Origin of the sequence: Rhodococcus sp. AQ5-07, from assembly GCF_009707305.1 — a bacterium.
Classification (GTDB): domain Bacteria; phylum Actinomycetota; class Actinomycetes; order Mycobacteriales; family Mycobacteriaceae; genus Rhodococcus_F; species Rhodococcus_F erythropolis.
This window is the reverse complement of record NZ_CP046099.1, coordinates 2215214-2235604: the sequence shown is the minus strand read 5'-3', so window position 1 is coordinate 2235604 and position 20391 is coordinate 2215214. Positions and strand designations below refer to the sequence as shown.

Below are 20391 nucleotides of genomic sequence, written 5' to 3'. Positions count from 1 at the left end.
GAGACTCCCTGACCACTCACGGGGCCGAAGGCCTAGATGTTGACCGGGTACACCGGTTCCTGGATCTGCGGCACGATGCGCTTCTCCACGAAGATCCCGTGCCAGACCATGAACGTCAGCACGGTCCACAGGCGTCGGCTGTGGTCGGACACGCCCTCGCGGTGATCGTTGAGCATCTTCACGACGGCCTGCTTGTCGAAGATGTGGTCGGTACCCGACTCCTCGATCTGCAGATGTGCCCAGTCGAAGAGTTCGGTGCCGCGCAGCCAATGGCGCAGGGGAACCGGGAATCCAAGCTTCGCACGGTGCAGAACATGGTGCGGCACAATGCCTTCCAGGGCCTGACGCAGTGCGTACTTGGTTGTGTCCTTCGTGATCTTCTGATCGAGCGGCACGCGTGACGCTACGTCGAAGACCTCGGGATCGAGGAACGGCACACGCAGTTCCAGCGAGTTGGCCATCGTCATCTTGTCGGCCTTGACGAGGATGTCGCCGCGCAGCCAGGTGAACAGGTCGAGATGCTGCATCCGGGCAACCGGATCCCAGTCCCGTGACTGCGCGTAGATCGGCGCGGTGACGTCCTGGTGAGTCCACTCGGGGCGGAAATCGCGAAGGACGGCGCGGAGCTGAGCGTCGTTGAAGCTACGAGCATTGCCGTAGTAGCGCTCCTCGAGGGTCAACGAACCGCGATTGAGCAGACTCTTGCCGCGAGTACCGTCCGGGATGCGTTCGGACAACTTGCCCGCAGCCCGACGCAATCCCTTGGGGAGGTACTCGAAAGGCTTGAGCGACAACGGCTCACGGTAAATCGTGTAGCCGCCGAACAGCTCGTCGGCACCCTCGCCGGACAGCACGACCTTGACGTGCTTGCGGGCTTCCTTCGCGATGAACCACAGCGGAATCAATGCCGGATCGGCTACCGGGTCGTCGAGGTACCAGACGATCTCGGGAATGGCAGCGGCGAACTCGGCGGGGGAGACCACCTTGACGACGTGCTTCGCGCCGATCGCCGCGGCAGATTCTGCAGCGACGTCGACCTCGGAATAGCCCTCACGTTCGAAACCGGTCGTGAAGGTGATCAGGTTGGGGTTGTGGCGCATCGCCAGTGCCGCGATCGCCGTGGAGTCGATACCGCCGGACAAGAACGAACCGACGGTGACGTCGGCGCGCATGTGCTTGGCGACCGAATCCTCGAGTGCCTCGGCGATTTCCTGGTAGCGCGCCTTCTCGGTGCCAGGTGCAAAAGGCTTGGCCGGGAACTTCGGCGTGAAGTACCTCGTGAACGTGGGTTCCTCGCCCGGACGCACCCGGGCGAAGCTGCCCGACTCCAGGCGTCGGATCTCCTTGTGCAGTGTTTCCGGCTCCGGTACGTACTGCAGAACGGTGTAGTGCTCGATGGCGCGCGGATCCAGCTCGGTACCGATGCCGATCAGATCGGTGAGTTCGAGCAGGCTCTTCTTCTCACTGCCGAACGCGGTGCCGCCGGCGCCGGTAGCAATGAACAGCGGCTTGATCCCGAACGGATCGCGCGCGATGAACAGCTCGCGTGTGTCGGTGTCCCAGATCGCGAACGCGAACATTCCGCGTAGGCGCCGGACCGCATCCTCACCCCAGTAGTGGAATGCAGCGACGATGGCCTCGGAGTCGCCCTCGGTGAAGAACTTGGCGTCGTGGTCCTTGACCAGTTCGGCGCGGATCTCCAGGTAGTTGTAGATCTCGCCGTTGAACGTGAGCGCATAACGCTCCGGGTTCTCCGGCGGGCCCCAACGCAGCGGCTGGTGGGAATGAGCGATGTCGATGATCGCCAGGCGGTTGAACCCGAAGACGAGGTGGTCGTCGTTCCACGTCCCGTGTTCGTCCGGCCCGCGGTGACGAAGGCAATGCATCGCCTGGTCGACCCGCGAGACGGCGTCCTCGCTGGTTCCGCCAGATGTCAGTAGCCCGAGCAGTCCACACACAGCGTCCGGTTCCTCGATTCAGAATTTTTGTAGAGAAGGCTCCCGGACACGAGTGTCGGGGAGAGGTCAACGAACTCTTGTCGAAAGTATGCCGCAGATCGACGTCCCTGCCGATCGCGGCGGAACGAATCGACGTGATGTGCGTCGCCGAAACGACCTGAGCCGTTCCTGAGCAGCACCTGAGAGAGCTGTGTGACGTCCGCCGCGACACGGGCGAGGACCCGAGGATGGATAGCGCCCGGCTTTGGTCTACGCTGCGTAGTAATTGGGCCTTCCCTCCGGGCATGCCCTAGTTGAATTTTGTGGCGATCAGGAAGGCGTGAACGTGGCGCAAGGTCGGATCCTTCGGCGAGCGGGGCTGGCAGTATCTCTGGGCATTGCTGCCTTGCTGCTGTCGGGTTGCTCCATCGACAACGAAGTGCTTCGTTTCGGGTGGCCTTCGGGCATCACCCCGGAGGCGACGCGCATGCGTGAGCTGTGGACGTGGTCGGTTGTAGCCGCCCTCGTCATGGGTGTGCTGGTGTGGGGGCTGGTCTTCTGGGCCGTCATCTTCCACCGCAAGAAGAAGGACTCGCCGGAATTCCCGCGTCAGACGGCATACAACGTGCCTCTCGAACTCGGTTACACGGCAGTTCCCTTCGTCATCATCGCGGTTCTCTTCTACTTCACCGTCATCGTCCAGAACCATGTTCTGGACAAGACGGACAACCCTGACGTCGTCGTAGACGTCACGGCATTCCAGTGGAACTGGAAGTTCGGCTACCGCTCCATCGAGTTCGGTGACGGCAGTGCCAAGTACAACGGCATCGACGTCGAAGCCGAAGAGGCTGCCAAGGCCGAGGGCTCCACTGTCAACGATCACGGCGAAGAAGTTCCCGGCCCGATCCACGGCAACAGCACCGAGGACCTGAGCTACCTGCACTACGACAAGATCGAGACTGTCGGCTCCAGCCAGGAGATCCCGGTCCTCGTTCTGCCCACCGGCAAGCGGATCCAGTTCGAACTCGCTTCCTCGGACGTCATCCACGCTTTCTGGGTGCCTGAGTTCCTGTTCAAGCGCGACGTTCTCCCGAACCCCAAGGAGAACCACTCGGACAACATCTTCCAGATCAGTGAGATCGAGAAGGAAGGCGCGTTCGTCGGGCGTTGTGCAGAAATGTGTGGCACGTTCCACGCGATGATGAACTTCGAGGTTCGTGCGGTTTCGCCCGAGGACTTCGCCAAGTACATCGAACTGCGCAAGGGCGACGCGGAGGGCAAGGGTGGTCTGACGACCGCCGAGGCCCTGCAGGCAATCGGTCAGTCGCCGGTGGCTACGTCGACCACGCCGTTCAACACCGACCGCGAGTACCGTCAGGCAACCGTCGCCACTGCAGGCAACTGAGCCGGCCAGCCTCTTCACTGAACAAGGACAAGTGCTGATATGAAGATCGAAGCCAAGCTCTTCGAGATCCTGACGATGTTCTTCATTCTCGTCGCGATCATCTACGGAGTGTTCACCGCTCTGTCACGCACAGGTATCGAGTGGGCCGGACTGACGGCCATCGTCCTGTCTGCAGGTCTGACGCTCATCGTGGGTACCTACTTCCGCTTCGTTGCCCGTCGTCTGGACACCCGTCCCGAGGACTACGACGACGCAGAAATCTCGGATGGTGCAGGAGAACTGGGCTTCTTCAGCCCGGGTAGCTTCTGGCCGATCCTGCTTGCGGCCGCAGCTGCACTCGCGGCAGTGTCGCTGGCGTACTTCCAGCCGTGGCTCATCGCAGTCGCAGTTGTCTGTGTGCTCGCCGCAGCCGCAGGCCTGGTGTTCGAGTACTACACCGGACCCGAGAAGCACTAGTTTCACCCGCACTCGAACAGAGGCGCCGCACCCAGCCGGGTACGGCGCCTCTGTTGTCGTATCTACGAGTTGCGGTACGAGGGCGCCGAGTACCCAACCGCTCTTTGTCAATCGTGGAGCGAGTATTCGAGGTCGTAGCGGTGCAGCCCGTCGACGATCTCTAGCTCGAGAGTGCCCGAGATGCCCTTCAGCTCGCCGGTTCCGGACCCCGGCACGATCTCGTACAGCAGCTTCTGCGTTCCGTTGATCATCTGACCGAACTGCTGCAGGGCGAACGATCCCACAGCTTCGTCGACCTGCCCGGTGACAAACTCCAAAGCGACGTAGCCCGCTTCACCGGTTGTCGGATCGCCCGCGGACAGCATGAGTCCGGTCGATGTGCCCTCGACGCCGCCGATGAACGTCTTGTCGAACTCGAAGCGCCCGACGCGTCCGGAGAGCTCAGGATCGGCGGGGCGGAGATCGATCTCGAAGGTGCCGCGTGCATGGGATGTCATGGTCCGAGTATCTCACCAGGCGGCAACGGCTCGAGGGGACTCCCGAGAACGTGCAACACTCCGTAGATGATCCTCGAACATGCCGTCCTGCAGGTCGATCCGTCGCAGTCAGCGCGATTCGAGGCCGCGTTCGATGTGGCCCGAACCATCATCTCCGAGGTCCCCGGATTCATCAGGCTGCGGCTCTCGCACTGCCTGGAATCGCCGGAGCGATATCTCCTGCTCGTCGAGTGGGAAGACGTGGAGTCACACACCATCGGGTTCCGTCAGTCCACGGGATACGAGAAGTGGCGAGAACTTCTCCACCACTTCTACGAGCCGTTCCCGACGGTGGAGCACTATTCAACTGTGCTCGAGGTCTAGCAAGGCGTCGTGCCCGCTGTTGTCGGCGCTCAGACGTCGAACCGGGGGAGTGGTGAACTCACTAGAGGTTTGTACATATTGAATCGCTCAGAGAACGAGTGAGGCCCCGAACCGGAATCCGGTTCGGGGCCTCACTCGTCAACTGTCGTTCTTAGTGGAGTTCTCCACTCGAACCATCGGACTTGCCGTTGGTTCGGTTCTGGTAGTCCAGAAGGATCTGAAGCTGCTCGTGCTCAGCTTCGTGATGAGCGGCTTCGAGAGCCTCGCTCTCCTCGACTGGGTCAGCGGTGATCAGGCTACCGCTACCGGGCTTGCCGGCGAGGCCGAGCTTGTTCATCTTCTTCGGGACAGCAGCACCCTGGTACTCGAGCGGGATCGGGTGTCCGTGCTCGTCGACGGGGCCGAGCGGCTGGTGGATCTCGATGTACTGGCCGTTCGGCATCCGCTTGATGATGCCGGTCTCGATGCCGTGTTCGAGGACTGCACGGTCACTGCGCTGCAGGCCGATGCAGAACCGGTACGTCACGAAGTACGCGATGGGCGGAAGGATGACCATGCCGATACGGCCGATCCACGTCATTGCGTTCAGCGAGATGTGCAGGTGGTACGCGATGATGTCGTTGATGCAGGAGATCGTGAGCACCAGGTAGAACGCGATGGACATCGCACCGATAGCGGTACGGACCGGCACGTCGCGCGGGCGCTGCAGGATGTTGTGGTGAGCGTCGTCTCCGGTGAGACGCTTCTCGATCCACGGGTACGCGATCAACAGTGCGAAGACGAGGCCCATGATCAGGGCGACGGCGAACACAGCGGGGATCGTGTAGCGGCCGAACAGGTAGATCTCCCACGCCGGCCACAGTCGAGCAAGGCCGTCCGTCCACATCATGTAGATATCGGGCTGGGAACCTGCCGAGACCTGTGACGGGTTGTACGGACCGATGTTCCAGACGGGGTTGATCTGGAACAGACCACCGAGCAGTGCGAGCACGCCGAAGGTCATGGCGAAGAACGCGCCACCCTTCATTGCGAAGACCGGGAGGATGCGGACGCCGACTACGTTCTGTTCCGTACGGCCGGGGCCGGGGAACTGCGTGTGCTTCTGGTACCAGACCAACGCGAGGTGGCCGGCGATCAGAGCCAGGATGATGCCCGGGAACAGCAGCACGTGAGCGACGTAGAGACGCGGGATGATGAGGTCGCCGGGGAAGTCGCCGTCGAAGATCAGCCAGTGCATCCAGGTACCGACGATCGGGATACTCATCGTGATACCACCGAAGGCGGCGCGAAGGCCGGTGCCCGAGAGCAAGTCGTCGGGGATGGTGTAGCCGAAGAAGCCTTCGAACATCGCCAGGATGAGCAGCAGGCAGCCGATGACCCAGTTCGCTTCACGCGGACGACGGAATGCGCCGGTGAAGAAGATGCGAGCGAGGTGAACGATGATCGACGCCGCGAACATCAGTGCAGCCCAGTGGTGAATCTGGCGAACGAAGAGACCGCCGCGCACCTCGAAGGAGATGTTCAGGGTCGTCTCGTAGGCGCGAGACATCGTGACACCACGAAGCGGCTGGTACGCGCCCTGGTAGACGACGTGTGCCATCGACGGATCGAAGAACAGTGTCAGGAACACACCGGAGATCAGCAGGATCACGAAGCTGTAGAGCGCGATCTCGCCGAGCATGAAGGACCAGTGCGTCGGGAAGACCTTGTTGATCTGCCGGCGCATGCCTGCGGCGAGGTGGTAGCGGGAGTCCATAGCCTCCGCTTGTCCAGCCGCTGCCGCGCTGATCTTGGACGGTTTGGTTGTTGTTGTGGTCACGGTCGACGCTCCCAAAATGCCGGGCCGAGTGCTTCGATGAAGTCACCGTCGGCGACCAGGAAGCCCTCTTCGTTCACTGTAATAGGCAACTGCGGAAGTGCGCGAGCAGCGGGACCGAAGATCGGCTTGCCGTAGGTCAGTGCGTCGAACTGCGACTGGTGGCAGGGGCACAGAATACGGTTGCTCTGCTGTTCGTAGAGCGAGGTGGGGCAACCCAGGTGGGTGCAGATCTTCGAGTACGCGAAGTAATCGCCGTAGTTGAAGCTCTCCTGGCCCTTGCGCTTGGTGACACGCGCGGTGTCTTCCGTGCGGAGGCGGATGAGCATCACCGAGTTACGAATGCCGCGCAGTGCTGCGAGCAGAGCGTGCTCGTCGCCACGGTCGGACTCGCGGAACGGGAAGACCGTTTCCATCGAACCGGCATCGAGATCTTCCGGGCGAACGAGGACGATGTCCTCGGGACGGCCGGTGTCACGACGCAGGTAGATGGTCTCGCCCGGGTAGTTCGGGGTCCAGCCGGACACCCACAGGGGTGAGTCGTCGCCCTTGGCCCACGGGTTCTTGATGAGGCCGCCGAGAGGCATGACCATCATTACGCCGAGTGCGCCACCGCCGAACATCAAGCTGCGCTTGATGGCCTTGCGGCGGGGGAGGGTGGACGTATCGAGGGTGTCGCCGAGCTCGGCGACGATCGTGCGACGATCGACCTCGGTGGAGCCACCGTCGTGGCGGTCCTGGATCGAGACCTCTTCGGGGATGAACTTCTTGGTGAACTGAACGGCACCGATGCCGACGCCGAGGATCGCCAGACCCATGGTCAAGCCGATCAGCGGGGTGTACAGGCTGTACTTGCCGTAGTTCTCGTCACCGGCGCCTGCATACTCCCAGGGCCAGAACAGGTAGATCGCGATGAATGCGATCGCCGAAACGCCGGCGAGGCCGAACCAGAAGGCGACGTTGCGCTCGGCGCGCTTTTCCGCCCTGGTGCCCTTTACCGACCAACGATCACGGCGGTAGACGACATCGACGCCATCGAGATTGGTACCCAGCTTGACCAGGTCGTCGCGTGACATCGCGTCGAGCTCTTCATCTGTGTACTTCTTAGGCGTATCGCCGCCATGCTGGCCAGCGTCGCTCATGACCTTGCTCCGATCCACAATGCTGCACCGACGACAGCGATGATTCCGACGGCCCACATGGCGAGACCCTCAGAGGCCGGACCGAGGCCACCGAGCCCGTACCCACCGGGGTCCTTCGACTCGCCCGACGACTTGACGTAGGCGATGATGTCCTTCTTCTCCTCGATCGTCAGCTGACGATCCGAGAACTTCGGCATGTTCTGGGGGCCGGTAACCATGGCAGCGTAGATCTGCTGCTCGCTGGCCGGATCCAGGACCGGGGCGTACTTGCCCGAGGACAGTGCGCCACCGCGGCCGGTGAAGTTGTGGCACGACGCGCAGTTGAGCCGGAAGAGCTCACTGCCGCGTCCGATGTCGCCACCGCGCAGCGAGGACTGGGCGATTTCGCCGTTCTCGTCGCGGATGAGCGTCGGGCCGCCGCCGTTGGCCTGGATGAAAGCGCCGAGGGCGTCGGTCTGCGCAGCATCGAACTTGGGGTCCTTGCGTGCAGCCTGGGCCTCGTTGCGAGCTGCGGGCATACGACCAGAGGAGACCTGGAAGTACACGGCTGCTTCGCCGACGCCGATGAGGCTGGGACCGCGGTCCTGCACGCCTTGCAAGTTCGCGCCGTGGCACGTGATGCATGACGTGTCGTAGAGCTGCTTGCCTTCACGAATCAGGGCTGCTGAATCGTCGCTGGCGGTCGCAACCTGCGGAGCTGGTGTCAACGCCGAAGCGAGGAAACCTGCGCTGATCAATCCCATCATCAATACGAGCGCGCCGGTAACGCGCCGGCGGATTTTCCGCTGGCGACGCGACTTCGCGGCATTCGCTGAGTTATCGGATGCGGGAGGGGGGGATGAACTCATCTGTATCCCTTTGGTATGTCGGGACGGAACTGGACGTCAGGGGCTGCCTGGGGCGTACAGCTGATTAACGGATGAAATAAATCGTGGCAAACAGCGCGATCCACACGATGTCGACAAAGTGCCAGTAGTACGAAACAACGATCGCGGCGGTGGCCTGGGCGGGCGTGAACTTGCTGACCCGGGTACGTGCGATCAAGAAGACGAAGGCGATGAGACCGCCGATGACGTGCAGGCCGTGGAAGCCGGTGGTCATGTAGAACACCGAGCCGTACACGCTGCTCGAAATCGTGGTGCCCTCGTGCACAAGGTGGTAGTACTCGTAACCCTGGCCGGAGACGAAGAACGCCCCCATGATCAAGGTGATCGTGTACCAGCGACGAAGTCCGAAGACGTCGCCACGCTCAGCCGCGAAGACACCCATCTGGCAGGTGAACGAAGATGCGATAAGCACCAAGGTCACCGGCACGGCCAGATACAGGTTCAATTCGGTTGGCTCCGGCGGCCAATTTCCGTTCGCCTGAGCTCGTGCCACGAAGTACATGGCAAAGAGCCCTGCGAAGAACATGAGCTCACTTGACAACCACACGATGGTGCCAACGCTGACCATATTCGGCCGGTTCAGCGAGTGCACGCGTTGGGTGATTGCCGATCCTGAAGTCCCTACTGCGCTCGTCACAGACAGAAGTATGACGCTTCGTCGTAAGAGACGACCACTCGGGTCCACCATCGGCGCGTCGCTCGGCTCGAGTTCGCGGGATCGGGCGGCGAACGCGCTGGTGGCGTGGTCGGAATATGCTGGCGCGATGGCAGCTACACACAAGAGTAGACCGTGGTTCCTGAGAATTTTCGGCACGAAGATTCCGACGCCGCTCGACGCGGGGCGGTCGGATCTGGTCGTCGTTGCCGAGGGCTTCGACGACGCCGAGGCGAGTTCGACCGCACTCGAACGTGCCGGCTCCACCGAGCCGGAGTTTCGGGCGGAGTCCGAAGTGGTTCTGCGGCACCATCTCGACCTGCCGGAGGACTCGGTTGCCGATGCCGAGAACATCGTCGCTCAGGACGGATATGTGCGAGGCGCGAGTCGGCCCGAGGACGTGACTCAGGCGGTCGAGAATTCGGTTCGCGTCATCTTCGAGCGTGTCCAAATCCTCGACGCCCTGCATTGCTCCCAGGAGCGATCACGAATGGCCGGTCTGGCGCAGCGACTCGGTGGTTCGGTCGCCGGGTGGGACGCGCTCCAGCCCCCGATTCTTGCGGAGGCGACGCCCAAACGCGGTCGCCGAAAGACCTGAGCGGCCCTATTCGGTTTCCTTGCTACCTCACTGACTAGGCTGCGAGGGTCATCGGCAGCACAAAATGGCAGCACGAAACGACAGTACGAAACGACAGTTCGAAATCCAGCCCACATGAACGACAGGGGACCAAGGCACTATGGCCGGCACCGACGCATCCAACGCCGTGAACGTCGATTCGAGTGCAGTGGTGCGGTCGTGGCCGATGATTCTCGGTCTGCTCACGGACGGCAGTGACTTGTCGGAAGCCGACAGTCGGTGGGCGATGGGCGAGATCATGTCGGACAATGCCACTTCCGCTCAGATCGCCGCTTTCGGCGTCGGGCTGAAGATGAAGGGCGAAACCCCCGCGGAGTTGGAAGGGCTCGCCGGCGCGATGCTCGAACACTCCCGGCGCGTGCCGGTCGATTCCGACGTCGTCGACATCGTCGGCACGGGTGGCGACCGCTCCAACACGGTCAACATCTCGACGATGGCCTCCATCGTGGTTGCCGCGTCCGGTGTGCGAGTTGTCAAGCACGGCAACCGCGCTGCTTCGTCCAAGAGTGGTGGCGCCGATGTGCTCGAGGCGCTCGGCGTTCGCATCAACCTCGGCCCGGAGCAGGTTGCGAGGTGCGTCGAAGAGGTCGGCATCGGTTTTTGTTTCGCGCCGGTCTTCCATCCCGCACTGCGCTTTGCGGCGGTGCCTCGCAAGGAAATCGGCATCCCGACGGCGTTCAACGTGCTCGGTCCACTGACCAATCCGGCTCGTCCGCGTGCCGGGCTGATCGGGTGCGCATTTCCGAAGCTGATCTCGGTCGTCGCGGGAGTCCTTGCGCAGCGGGGTAATTCGGCGTTGGTGGTGCGTGGAGACGACGGACTCGACGAACTGACCACATCGACGACTTCGACGGTTCACATCGTCGGCGGTGGAAGTGTGCGAACTGTCACGCTGGATCCGCGCGACCTCGGAATCGACCGCGTTCCTCTCGAAGAGTTGCGCGGAGGAGACGCCGAATTCAACGCCACCGTCGCCCGAACGCTGCTTTCCGGACAGAAGGGGCCGGTCCGGGACGCGGTCTTGCTGAACGCGGGAGCGGCCATCGCGGCGTTCAACGGTGTCGGTGACGATCTCGAGGGTGCGATCTCCGCCGGGATGACTGCAGCCGCTGCCGCGATCGACAGCGGCGCCGGCGCTGAACTGCTTCACAAGTGGGCGGCACTCACCGCCGAACTGGCCGACCAAGCCTGATCGACGAGCTACTCGCCCAGCGAGAAACCGGCCTCGACGTCTGCGCTGGAGAATGACTGGAAGGCGATGTGTGTGGCGGTTCGGAGAACGCCGGGCACCTTGTTGATTCCTCCGGTGACCACGTCGGCGATCTGGGCGTGGTCACGTACCTTCACGATGGCGATCAAGTCGACGTCACCTGCGCACGAGTAGACCTCCGTCACTCCGGACAGGTCGGCGACGGCCTGCGCGGTTTCCGGGATCCGAGCGGACTCGGCGTGAATCATGACGATGGCGTTGATCATTTCTCTCCTCGATTTCCCGGTGGGTTGTGATGACCCGGTGGTTTCGATCGAGCTTAGGGGTGCCGCTCCGTCGTTACGTCATCGATGTTCGGATTCGGTACCGGCCCGCGCGAGTCGGCACCAGGCTTCCCACTTGCCGGCGCCGCCCGCAGGTTCGACGTAGCCGGATGTCGCCGACACGATTCGGACACCGTCCGATGCGAGCCACCGTGCGATCAGGCCCAGTTCTTCGGGTGACGCGCCGCGGAACGGTGCGTCGTCCGGTAGGACGGTTTCGGCTGCCGCGGTGATGGCGTCGACGACGGGCATCGGGTGAGTTCCACGTCTGGCGAGCCCGGCGGACGCGAGACGTCCGGAACGGATCACCGACAGCTCCCAGCCGCCGTCCCCGGTGGGACGGGCGAGAATCAGTTGTTCGATCGCCGCGACTGCTGCAAGTCGCTGAGTGCGCCGCACTGCGGTAGAGACTGCGACCGTTCGGTCACGCAGACGAGCAGCATTCTCGAACAACGCGTGTTCGGACAGCTCGTCTATTCGCGCCTGCATTTGTTGGAGGGGAGCGTCGTTGGTTCCCCGGAAGAATCCACGCACAGTCTCAGGGGCGGCCGCGTAGTCCTGCGCAGTGAGTTCCGGTGCCCAGGAGGCGGGACACGCCCCCAGTTCGCGAGCGGGGCAGTCAGGGCCGTGAACGGCGCCGCGCCCGAGACGTTTGGTGCACGTGCGTAGGCGGCTGAACTCTGCGACGGTGTCGGCGACTTCGACTGCGTCGCCGCGAGAGGTGAACGGGCCGATCGAATCGGCCGTAGGCGTGCGAACCACGGACAGTCTGGGAAACGCCTCGTCGGTGAGAGTGATCCACCATCCTCTTTTGGGGAATTTGGAGCGACGGTTGTACGGGGGTGCATGCGCGCTCAGTAGTCGTAGTTCACGCACTCCTGCCTCGAGCGCATGGGCGCACTCGACGTGGTCCACACGGGTGGCGAGCGCGACCATTTCCTTCATCCGGCCGCGGGTCTCCGAACCGGTGAAGTAGTTGCGGACGCGGCGTCGAAGGTCGGTAGCAGTTCCTATATAGAGGGCTTCGTCCGAAGGGCCTCGGAAAAGGTAGACACCCGGGCTTCGCGGCAGGTTTGCGGCGAAGGACCGTTTTGCGCGCTGATGTGAGGAAATGTTGGGCAGGTAGTCGACGAGTTCGCTGTAACTGTGGACGCCTTGGTTCCCGACTCTGTCGATCAACCCGTGTAGGACGTCGACGGTCGCACGCGCGTCGTCGAGCGCGCGGTGCGTCGGTTGGGTGGTCACCTGGAAGAGATGGGCGAGTGCGGAGAGTTTGACCGAAGGCGCCTCGTCGCGGGTGAGCACGCGTCTGGCGAGCTTCACAGTGCACAGCACACGGAACGACGGCCACGGGCGTGCGCTGCGTGACGCCGCTGCTTTCAGGAAGCCGATGTCGAAGGGCGCGTTGTGTGCCACCAGCACCGCACCCTCGGCGAATTCGAGAAAAGCCGGTAGGACACGTTCGATGGGAGGTGCGCCGATCAGCATGGCGGTGGTGATTCCGGTCAGTTCGACGATGTACGGCGGAATCGATCGGCCGGGATCGACGAGTGTTGCCATTTCACCGAGCACTTCGCCACCGCGGATCTTGACGGCGCCGATCTCGGTGATGGAGTCCTGGTCGGCGCTTCCACCTGTGGTCTCGAGGTCGACGACGACAAACGTCGTTTCGCTCAGCGGTGTGTCCAGCTCGTCGAAGCTCAGTTGCCGCCCGACGTCGAACTTCTCCCCGTCGGAGAACGGGGACGGAGACGGAAATTCTCGGGCCGAGGCGGGACTCACACCGCAGACAGTAGAAGGACCCCCCGACACGAATTCGAGAGTGCATACGCGGAATCCGGCTCACTGCGACTTCCATTGGGAAAGCAACGGATTGACCCCCGACAAAAGTATGAGAGACGAGGATCACACTTGCGGTGGGAACTCGCGAATGCGGTCTCCTACCTACTTACCGGTAGGGCGATTCGTGAGGGTGTTGCTACGGCGATCAGTCGCCGAAACCGCCTGATTGATCGAAACGGGTTCTAGTTTCAAGTAATCGGCGTTGAACTGCATGGAAGATCGGATTGTCGGGTTTGGTGACCCTTGCCAGTGGGTAGCAAGCGCAGGTTTGCGGGCCAGGTGAGCCTCGCCGAACAGACCTGTTGTTATCTCTTCGTGACCCGTCCGGCGTATCGCGGGCGCGGCAGCATGATTTCCGGCGAATCGGGCGCGATTGTCACGAAGCGGTCGACATCGTCGCGATCATTTCGTAACCTTCCTGAGACCTAACGAAGTCTTGCCGGACCAAACAGGACCGGCATCGTCAGGAACCGCCTAATCGGGATCTCCGCGAGGAACCCGAACCGGGAACCCAAGTTTCCACTGGGGTGAATCCCGCCTGGGGTGCAGCACGCATGATCGCTGCGGACCACGCGGGTAGGGCTGATCTTCCCAGCCCGAACCCGTCAGCTAACTCGGTCGGCGGATGAATGGAAGAAATGGAGCACCCCTTAAGTGGCGTCACAGAGTTTCAAGCGTTCAGCGCAGTTGGCAGTAGCCGGCGCGCTCGCAGTCGGAGCATTTGCTGCAACCGCTGCACCTGCCTCGGCAGACCCCATCACCATCCCCGGCGTCGGCACCTTCGAGGTTCCGGGCGTTTCTATTCCTCAGTTGCCGGTCATCCCGGGCATCACCGACATCGCACCGGCCGCTCCGGCCGCTCCCATCTCCAGTGTTGGTGAGCAGGCAGTTCGCGCCGCAGAGAGCAAGCTGGGCTCCCCGTACGTGTACGGCGCATCGGGCCCGGACGCATTCGACTGCTCCGGTCTGGTCCAGTGGGCATACAAGCAGGCTGGTCTGAACCTGCCTCGCACGAGCTACGACCAGGCCGCAGCCGGCGTTGCCGTTTCACAGTCCGATCTTCAGGTCGGCGACGTGATCTCCTTCTACGGCGGATCGCACTCGGGCATCTACGCCGGCAACGGCAATGTCATCCACGCGTCGACCGCTGGTCAGCCCGTGAAGCTCGCACCGGTGTCCTCGATGCCGTACGACGGTGCTCGCCGTTACTGATTTCTGAACACGCTCGACGGCTGTCTCCGGTAGACGGTCGGAACGATCCGCCGCTGCAAGGCGGCGGAGCTCGGGGGAGCTCCGGATCTTCGAATGTGGGCCTCGAATCTTTGATTCGAGGCCCACATTTTCGTTTCGCGACAATTCGCCCGGTACTTCACCCCGACACGCCTACCGGCGAGTAGACACAAACGTATGCCGTTCCGTAACCTTATCGAGACATTGCGCGGCCGAGACAGGTACTGTGGATAGTTGACAGCCAGCTAACAGATCGTCGACCGGTCCCGGTCGACGTCGCTTCACCGAGACGGAGAGTTGCATTCCGTGGTTTCATCGAAAAACAACAGTCGAGTACGCGCCGCATTGACAGTGGGAGTGCTGGCGTTCGGACTCGTCGCAGGGCCTTCGATGCAGGCCGGTGCCGACCCCGTCATCACCAACCCCACCGAGGCGCTCGACAAGCTCGGTGAACTCTCCCGGGTATCCGAGCAGACCAACGAAGCGCTGCACAACGCACAGATCGACCTCGACGCGAAGCTGGCGGTCGCGAATGATGCGGACGCGCGTTCGGCAGCCGATCAGGGTCTTCTCGACGCGGCTTCGGCACGTGTCGCCGAGTTCGCTCCGGCGGTAAACCGTATTGCCACAGCGAATTACCAGGGTGCGCGGACCAATCGCCTCTTTGCGTTGATGGTGAGCGACTCGCCGCAGCAGTTGCTCGATCAGATGTCCGCGCTGGACGTGATTTCCAACGACGCGGCAGTGCAGGTCTCACAGTTCAACCAAGCCACTGCCGAAGCGCGTGCCGCCTCGGAAGCATCGAAGCGTTCGGCCGAAGAAGCGCGGACCGCCGCCGATCAAGCCCGCGCACTCAGTGACGATTTGCAGCGCAAGCAGAGTGAACTGCAGACGCAGATCGCCGACGTGACCAAAGCTTTCCAGAGCCTCACCGACGACGAGCGTAACCAACTGAGCGGTACGCCATTCCCGCCGGACGTCGATCTCAGCAAAATTCTAGCTAACTTGACGCCTGGTTCGGGTGCTGCTGCTCTGCAGGCAGGCCTCACGCGGATCGGTGACCCGTATGTCTGGGGCGCGACCGGCCCGAACGAGTTCGACTGCTCAGGTCTGGTCGTATGGGCCTATAAGCAAATCGGGAAGACTCTGCCGCGTTCGAGCCAGGCGCAGGCGCAGGGCGGCGTACCGGTGTCGAGGGACCAGTTGCAGCCCGGTGACGTCGTGACTTTCTACAGCGACAACTCGCATGTCGGTATCTACGCCGGCGACGGAAACATTCTGCATGCGTCGACGTTCGGCGTACCGGTGAAGGTTCAGTCGATGGCAGGCATGGAGTTCTCCACTGCGCGTCGTTACTGACGGCTTGCTGCGCCCGAGTGGCGTGTGGCCAGCCGCCGTGAAGCGTCGAGTCGAGTTCTCCTACACTCGGCACCGTGCCGACTGAACCGATGACGACGCCCGACGTCGGCGCAGATCGACCACGCCGTTGGGAGTATCCAGCCCTCGTGGCGCTCGGCGTTGCCGTGGTGCTCGTTCTAGGTTTGACGATCTTCCTGACGAACAGGTCCGATTCCGACGAAAATGCGGCCAGTGAGCAGGACGCCGAACGCACCGCGCAGGTACAAGCATTTCTCGATGCATGGGCTGCGGCGCAGATGTCCGACGATCCCTCGGGGCTGGCGAAGTTCGTCGACAGTGCTGCGGCACCCGGTGTGCTCGAAGCGGAAGTTCGACGAGCCACCGCAGCGGGAGCGCTCGATTTCTCCGACTGGGGATACGAGATTCCCAGCGGCGGCCTGACACCGGCGCCGCGAACCGGTGCACCGGACGGAGACGTCGAGGTCTGGAATGCGCAGGTTCTGTTGCGATACGCCCTCGACGGCGTTGACGCATTGCCCACTCGCAAGGCAGTGTCCATGACGCTCGCGAAACGCGGCGATCAGTGGTCGGTTCTTGCGGACGGGTCGATCGTCGGACTGGACGGAGCCCGAACGGCGGGCGAATCCTGGAACGGCCCTTGGGACTTCGGCCCGCTGGCCGTCGCCGAAAATGCAGCGGGCAATGCACTCGTGATCGGTCACCCGGGTCAGCAGGCGTTCGTCGACGCTTTGGCGGCCGATGTGGACTCAGCCATCGAAAACACGACGCAGTTGTGGGGGCCGTGGTGGTCCGAGCGCGCGGTGCTCATGGTGGCGGGGTCCGCGGAGGAGTTCACCGCACTGGTCGGCTCCCATCACGACGGCGCTTCGATTGCCGCAGTGTCGGTCGCGGATGCAACGGCGGACGGGTCTTCCGACGTGAGCGGCCAGCGGGTGGTCTTCTCACCTGCCGCGGCTTCGAGGCTGACCGACATCACCAGGCGAACGGTGTTGCGCCACGAGCTCATGCACATAGCCGCCCGATCGAAAACCCGTGACGGGTCGCCGATGTGGGTGTTGGAAGGGTTCGCCGAATACGCGGGAAATCGTGGATCCTCGCGGGCCTGGGGTGAGATCGCGCCGACTCTGGCAGCAGCGGTCCGCTCCGGCGATACTCCGACAGAGTTTCCGGACGACACACAGTTCGGCGGTGTCCCGGTCGTGAGTTCACTGGCGTACGAATCGGCGTGGTCTATCAACGCGTATATCGCTGATCGATTCGGCGAGGCGAAGCTGACCGACCTCTTTCGCGCCCTCGCCTCCGGAAAGATGACGGCCGAAGACCTCGACTCGCGGATCCGAGCGGTCCTCGGCGTCGGAACCGAGGAACTGCGAGTCGGCTGGGTCGACTGGACCAACAGCCATCTGGGCTGAGCAGTTCGCGGCTGGGTCAGTTGCAGCGGCGAGGTGAGCTTCGCAAGTCTCGAAGCACTGCGTGCCCTTGTCACGACTCCAAGCACAGCGTGCCCTACGGTGGACGGATGCGCCGGACCCTCTTGGTGACCAACGATTTTCCTCCTCGCCCCGGAGGTATCCAGTCTTATCTCCACACGTTTGCCGGGCACCTGCCGGCGGACAAGTTGGTGGTGTACGCACCGCGGTGGCGGGGCGACTCGCACAAGAAGTTCGATGCGGCACAGCCTTTCGAGGTCGTTCGGCACCCGACGACACTGATGCTGCCGTCGCCCTTTGTCGCTCGTCGGGCCGCGAAGCTGGTCAAGAAGCACGACTGTGAGTCGGTGTGGTTCGGTGCGGCAGCGCCCTTGGCGTTGTTGGCGCCGGTTGTTCGACGCGCCGGAGCGAGCCGAGTGATCGCGAGTACTCACGGCCACGAGGTCGGGTGGTCGATGATTCCCGGTGCGCGGCAGTCGTTGCGTGTTATCGGCGATCACACGGATGCGGTGACGTTTGTCAGCAAATACACCCGTGGACGGTTCTCGGCGGCTTTCGGCCCGCAAGCGGCGCTCGAGCACCTTCCGTCCGGAGTGGACACGTCGGTGTTCCACCCGGACTCGGTCGTCCGCGCAGAACTGCGCAAGCGATACGGGCTGGGAGAGCGGCCCACGATCCTGTGCCTGTCGCGGCTCGTGCCACGCAAGGGGCAGGACATGCTCATCAAGGCGCTGCCGACCATTCGCAAGAGCGTCGACGGGGCGGTACTGGTGATAGTCGGCGGTGGACCGTACGAGGACCACCTCCGTCAATTGACACGTAAGACCGGGATGGACGATCACGTCGTCTTCACCGGCACGGTGCCCGCCGCAGAGTTGGCGGCTCACCACACGATTGCCGACGTGTTTGCCATGCCGTGTCGCACGCGAGGCGCGGGATTGGACGTCGAAGGACTGGGAATCGTCTACCTCGAGGCCTCGGCGACCGGCGTTCCGGTCATCGCCGGCCGCAGTGGTGGCGCTCCGGAAACCGTGCAGCAGAACAAGACCGGGCTCGTAGTCGACGGCACCTCTGTTCGGGACGTCGCAGAATCCGTGATCGAGGTGCTGTCCGATCGTGATCGAGCGGCCGCGATGGGAGCAGCCGGCCGGGAGTGGGTTGCCGAAGACTGGAAGTGGGACACGCTCGCTTCGAAGCTGCGTAATCTGCTCGGCTGAGCCACCGGGACTCGAACGCAAACGGCCCGCACCGAATTCGGTGCGGGCCGTTCGTTGCTGCGAGAAGCTGCTTGCCGAAAACCTACTTGGCGTAGATCTTTTCGATGTCGGCGGCAAAGCTCTCGTGCACGACGTTGCGCTTGAGCTTCATCGTGGGCGTGAGTTCGCCTGTGTCCTCGGAGAAGTCGACCGGAAGAATGCGGAACTTCTTGATCGCCTCGGCGTGTGAGACGAGCTTGTTGGCCTCGTCGATGGCGTCCTGGATTTCACCGACCAGTTCGCCGTCCGAAACCAGGTCGGCAGCTGTGGTTCCCGCGGCCTTGTTGTTGCGCTCGTTCCAGGCGGGAAGTGCCTCGGCGTCGATGGTGATGAGAGCGCCGATGAAAGGCTTCTGGTCGCCGACCACGATGGCCTGGCTGATCAGGGGGTGTGCGCGAAGGGAATCTTCGAGCTGAGCGGGGGAGACGTTCTTGCCGCCTGCCGTGACGATGATCTCCTTCTTGCGACCGGTGATCGTGATGTAGCCGTCCTTGTCGACGGTGCCCAGGTCTCCGGTGTGGAACCAGCCGTTCTCGATCGACTCGGCGGTCGCCTTCTCGTTGCGCCAGTAGCCGGTGAAGACCACCGGTCCCGAGAGGAGGATTTCGCCGTCTTCGGCAATGCGAACGGAGTTGCCGGCCAACGGCTTTCCGACAGAGCCGACCTTCTGTGCGCCGATGGTGTTGACGGCGAACGCTGCGGTGGTCTCGGTCAGTCCGTAGCCCTCGTAGATCGTGACGCCGATACCGCGGAAGAAGTGGCCGAGTCGAGCGCCCAGGGGTGCACCACCGGAAATGGCCAGCTGGCACTGTCCACCGAGTGCAGCGCGCAGCTTCGAGTACACGAGCTTGTCGAAGAGGGCGTGCTTGGCCTTGAGAACGATGCCCGCGCCGCCCTTGTCCTGAGCCTCGCTCCACGCGACCGCGGTGTCTGCGGCCGCGTCGAAGATCTTGCCCTTGCCGTCACCGTGCGCCTTGGCGCGTGCGCTGTTGTAGACCTTCTCGAATACGCGCGGCACCGAGAGGATGAAGTCGGGCTTGAACTCGCCGAACGTCGGAACGAGGTTCGGGATGTCGCTCGTGTGTCCAAGCGCTGCACCGGCATCGAACGACGCGATGCTGACTGCGCGAGCGAGAACGTGCGCGAGCGGCAAGAACATCAGGGTGCGAACGCCGGGAGTCTTGAGCAGCGTCCCGAGGTTGGAGTCGAGGATGCCCTTCGACTCCGCAATGAGGTTGGAGTGCGTCAGCTGGCAGCCCTTGGGCCGGCCAGTGGTGCCCGAGGTGTAGATGAGGGTGGCGGGATCGGAGGCCTTCAGTGCAGCGACGCGGGCGTGGACGTCCTCGTCGGAGATGTCGGCGCCCAGTGCGGTCAATTCCTCGACGACACCCTTACCGGCTGCCGCGGCATCGATCTGGTAGACCGTGCGCAGCGCGGGTGCGGCTGCAGCGACGTCCTTCACGGTCGCGGCGTGAGTGTCGTTCTCGACGATGAGGTCGATTGCTTCGGAGTCCTCGAGAATCCAACGAACCTGCTCGGCTGCGGAGGTTTCGTAGATCGGAACCGTCACGCCACCGGCTGCCCAGATGGCGTAGTCGACGAGCGGCCATTCGAAACGCGTCGCCGACATGAGGCCGACGCGGTCGCCCTGCTTGACGCCGATCGCGATGAGGCCCTTGGCGACTGCAGTCACCTGGGCGGCGAAATCGCCTGCAGTGACATCGACCCATGCATTTCCGACTTTGCGCTTGTAGACAACCGCCGCCGGCTTCGTCTTCGCGAAGGCGAAGACCGAGTCGACCGCGGAGGCATCCTCGGGAATGGTGAACGTCTGGGGTGCGCTGAACTCAGGCACGAAATACCTCCGACACTGCGAAATACTGACGAGTAGGGTTTTCGTCTCCTACTGTAGTCGCATGTCCGAC

General features: G+C 62.9%; 18 protein-coding genes and 1 riboswitch. Of the genes, 9 read left to right on the top strand and 9 right to left on the bottom strand.

From position 1 onward, the window contains the following. Positions 1-32: 32 nt before the first annotated feature. Positions 33-1958: an asparagine synthase (glutamine-hydrolyzing) gene (gene asnB / locus GJB56_RS10190; RefSeq protein ID WP_019748911.1), complete on the bottom strand. Its 1926-nt coding sequence runs from the start codon at positions 1956-1958 to the stop codon at positions 33-35. A gap of 319 nt (positions 1959-2277) precedes the next feature. Here asnB and ctaC point away from each other — a divergent pair, with 319 nt between their 5' ends. Continuing rightward, positions 2278-3342: an aa3-type cytochrome oxidase subunit II gene (ctaC, locus tag GJB56_RS10185; RefSeq protein ID WP_113683675.1), complete on the top strand. Its 1065-nt coding sequence runs from the start codon at positions 2278-2280 to the stop codon at positions 3340-3342. A gap of 39 nt (positions 3343-3381) precedes the next feature. Next, positions 3382-3798 carry a cytochrome c oxidase subunit 4 gene (locus tag GJB56_RS10180; protein ID WP_003941723.1) on the top strand — a complete coding sequence of 139 codons (417 nt, stop codon included), beginning with the start codon at positions 3382-3384 and terminating at the stop codon, positions 3796-3798. Positions 3799-3905: 107 nt separating this feature from the next. On the opposite strand, the gene GJB56_RS10175 is transcribed toward GJB56_RS10180, so the two are convergent. Further along, positions 3906-4295, bottom strand: coding sequence for a DUF3224 domain-containing protein (locus GJB56_RS10175; protein ID WP_020908106.1), 390 nt, complete (start codon positions 4293-4295; stop codon positions 3906-3908). 66 nt (positions 4296-4361) lie between these two features. Here GJB56_RS10175 and GJB56_RS10170 point away from each other — a divergent pair, with 66 nt between their 5' ends. After that, entirely contained in the window at positions 4362-4658 is a 297-nt protein-coding gene (locus GJB56_RS10170) for an antibiotic biosynthesis monooxygenase family protein (protein WP_020908105.1), read from the top strand. A 151-nt stretch (positions 4659-4809) separates the two neighbouring features. Here the strand turns inward: GJB56_RS10170 and qcrB are convergent, their stop codons facing one another. From qcrB to ctaE, 4 genes are all read right to left on the bottom strand, one after another. After that, positions 4810-6414 carry a cytochrome bc1 complex cytochrome b subunit gene (gene qcrB / locus GJB56_RS10165; RefSeq protein WP_044480654.1) on the bottom strand — a complete coding sequence of 535 codons (1605 nt, stop codon included), beginning with the start codon at positions 6412-6414 and terminating at the stop codon, positions 4810-4812. A 59-nt stretch (positions 6415-6473) separates the two neighbouring features. Further along, the gene (qcrA, locus tag GJB56_RS10160; RefSeq protein ID WP_020908103.1) at positions 6474-7616 is read right to left on the bottom strand and encodes a cytochrome bc1 complex Rieske iron-sulfur subunit; all 1143 of its coding nucleotides are present in this window, start codon (positions 7614-7616) and stop codon (positions 6474-6476) included. Beyond that, a complete protein-coding gene (gene qcrC / locus GJB56_RS10155; RefSeq protein ID WP_020908102.1) occupies positions 7613-8464 on the bottom strand; it encodes a cytochrome bc1 complex diheme cytochrome c subunit in 852 nt (283 codons plus the stop codon). The genes qcrA and qcrC overlap by 4 nt, the downstream gene beginning before the upstream one ends. 64 nt (positions 8465-8528) lie before the next feature. Next, on the bottom strand, positions 8529-9140 hold the full coding sequence (gene ctaE, locus GJB56_RS10150) for an aa3-type cytochrome oxidase subunit III (protein ID WP_020908101.1): 612 nt from the start codon (positions 9138-9140) through the stop codon (positions 8529-8531). 127 nt (positions 9141-9267) lie between these two features. Here ctaE and GJB56_RS10145 point away from each other — a divergent pair, with 127 nt between their 5' ends. After that, positions 9268-9756 carry a hypothetical protein gene (locus GJB56_RS10145; RefSeq protein WP_037134446.1) on the top strand — a complete coding sequence of 163 codons (489 nt, stop codon included), beginning with the start codon at positions 9268-9270 and terminating at the stop codon, positions 9754-9756. Positions 9757-9895: 139 nt separating this feature from the next. After that, entirely contained in the window at positions 9896-10987 is a 1092-nt protein-coding gene (gene trpD / locus GJB56_RS10140; protein ID WP_020908099.1) for an anthranilate phosphoribosyltransferase, read from the top strand. A gap of 8 nt (positions 10988-10995) precedes the next feature. Here the strand turns inward: trpD and GJB56_RS10135 are convergent, their stop codons facing one another. Both GJB56_RS10135 and GJB56_RS10130 read right to left on the bottom strand, forming a co-directional pair. Next, positions 10996-11271 (bottom strand): Lrp/AsnC family transcriptional regulator, encoded by a 276-nt coding sequence (locus GJB56_RS10135; RefSeq protein WP_003941677.1) that lies wholly within the window; start codon positions 11269-11271, stop codon positions 10996-10998. A 78-nt stretch (positions 11272-11349) separates the two neighbouring features. After that, positions 11350-13110 carry a DEDD exonuclease domain-containing protein gene (locus tag GJB56_RS10130; protein WP_019748905.1) on the bottom strand — a complete coding sequence of 587 codons (1761 nt, stop codon included), beginning with the start codon at positions 13108-13110 and terminating at the stop codon, positions 11350-11352. Between the two features lie 521 nt (positions 13111-13631). Beyond that, a riboswitch (cyclic di-AMP (ydaO/yuaA leader) is annotated at positions 13632-13810 on the top strand. Positions 13811-13824: 14 nt separating this feature from the next. Between GJB56_RS10130 and GJB56_RS10125 the strand changes: the two genes are divergently transcribed. The 4 genes from GJB56_RS10125 (at position 13825) to GJB56_RS10110 (ending at position 18427) form a co-directional block, all read left to right on the top strand. Further along, positions 13825-14382 carry a C40 family peptidase gene (locus tag GJB56_RS10125; protein WP_019748904.1) on the top strand — a complete coding sequence of 186 codons (558 nt, stop codon included), beginning with the start codon at positions 13825-13827 and terminating at the stop codon, positions 14380-14382. A gap of 324 nt (positions 14383-14706) precedes the next feature. Beyond that, positions 14707-15759, top strand: a complete 1053-nt coding sequence (locus GJB56_RS10120) for a C40 family peptidase (RefSeq protein ID WP_020969878.1) — start codon at positions 14707-14709, stop codon at positions 15757-15759. Positions 15760-15833: 74 nt separating this feature from the next. Next, positions 15834-17192 (top strand): hypothetical protein, encoded by a 1359-nt coding sequence (locus tag GJB56_RS10115; protein WP_020908096.1) that lies wholly within the window; start codon positions 15834-15836, stop codon positions 17190-17192. A gap of 107 nt (positions 17193-17299) precedes the next feature. Beyond that, positions 17300-18427, top strand: coding sequence for a glycosyltransferase family 4 protein (locus GJB56_RS10110; protein ID WP_113683674.1), 1128 nt, complete (start codon positions 17300-17302; stop codon positions 18425-18427). Between the two features lie 82 nt (positions 18428-18509). Here the strand turns inward: GJB56_RS10110 and GJB56_RS10105 are convergent, their stop codons facing one another. Next, positions 18510-20321, bottom strand: coding sequence for an AMP-dependent synthetase/ligase (locus GJB56_RS10105; protein WP_019748900.1), 1812 nt, complete (start codon positions 20319-20321; stop codon positions 18510-18512). Between the last annotated feature and the right edge of the window lie 70 nt (positions 20322-20391).

Excerpts from the sequence above, each read along its gene's own strand:
- GJB56_RS10180 (WP_003941723.1), top strand. The coding sequence starts at position 3,382 with ATGAAGATCGAAGCCAAGCTCTTCGAGATCCTGACGATGTTCTTCATT.
- GJB56_RS10175 (WP_020908106.1), bottom strand. The coding sequence starts at position 4,295 with ATGACATCCCATGCACGCGGCACCTTCGAGATCGATCTCCGCCCCGCC.
- GJB56_RS10170 (WP_020908105.1), top strand. The coding sequence starts at position 4,362 with ATGATCCTCGAACATGCCGTCCTGCAGGTCGATCCGTCGCAGTCAGCG.
- qcrB (WP_044480654.1), bottom strand. The coding sequence starts at position 6,414 with ATGGACTCCCGCTACCACCTCGCCGCAGGCATGCGCCGGCAGATCAAC.
- qcrA (WP_020908103.1), bottom strand. The coding sequence starts at position 7,616 with ATGAGCGACGCTGGCCAGCATGGCGGCGATACGCCTAAGAAGTACACA.
- qcrC (WP_020908102.1), bottom strand. The coding sequence starts at position 8,464 with ATGAGTTCATCCCCCCCTCCCGCATCCGATAACTCAGCGAATGCCGCG.
- GJB56_RS10145 (WP_037134446.1), top strand. The coding sequence starts at position 9,268 with ATGGCAGCTACACACAAGAGTAGACCGTGGTTCCTGAGAATTTTCGGC.
- trpD (WP_020908099.1), top strand. The coding sequence starts at position 9,896 with ATGGCCGGCACCGACGCATCCAACGCCGTGAACGTCGATTCGAGTGCA.
- GJB56_RS10135 (WP_003941677.1), bottom strand. The coding sequence starts at position 11,271 with ATGATCAACGCCATCGTCATGATTCACGCCGAGTCCGCTCGGATCCCG.
- GJB56_RS10110 (WP_113683674.1), top strand. The coding sequence starts at position 17,300 with ATGCGCCGGACCCTCTTGGTGACCAACGATTTTCCTCCTCGCCCCGGA.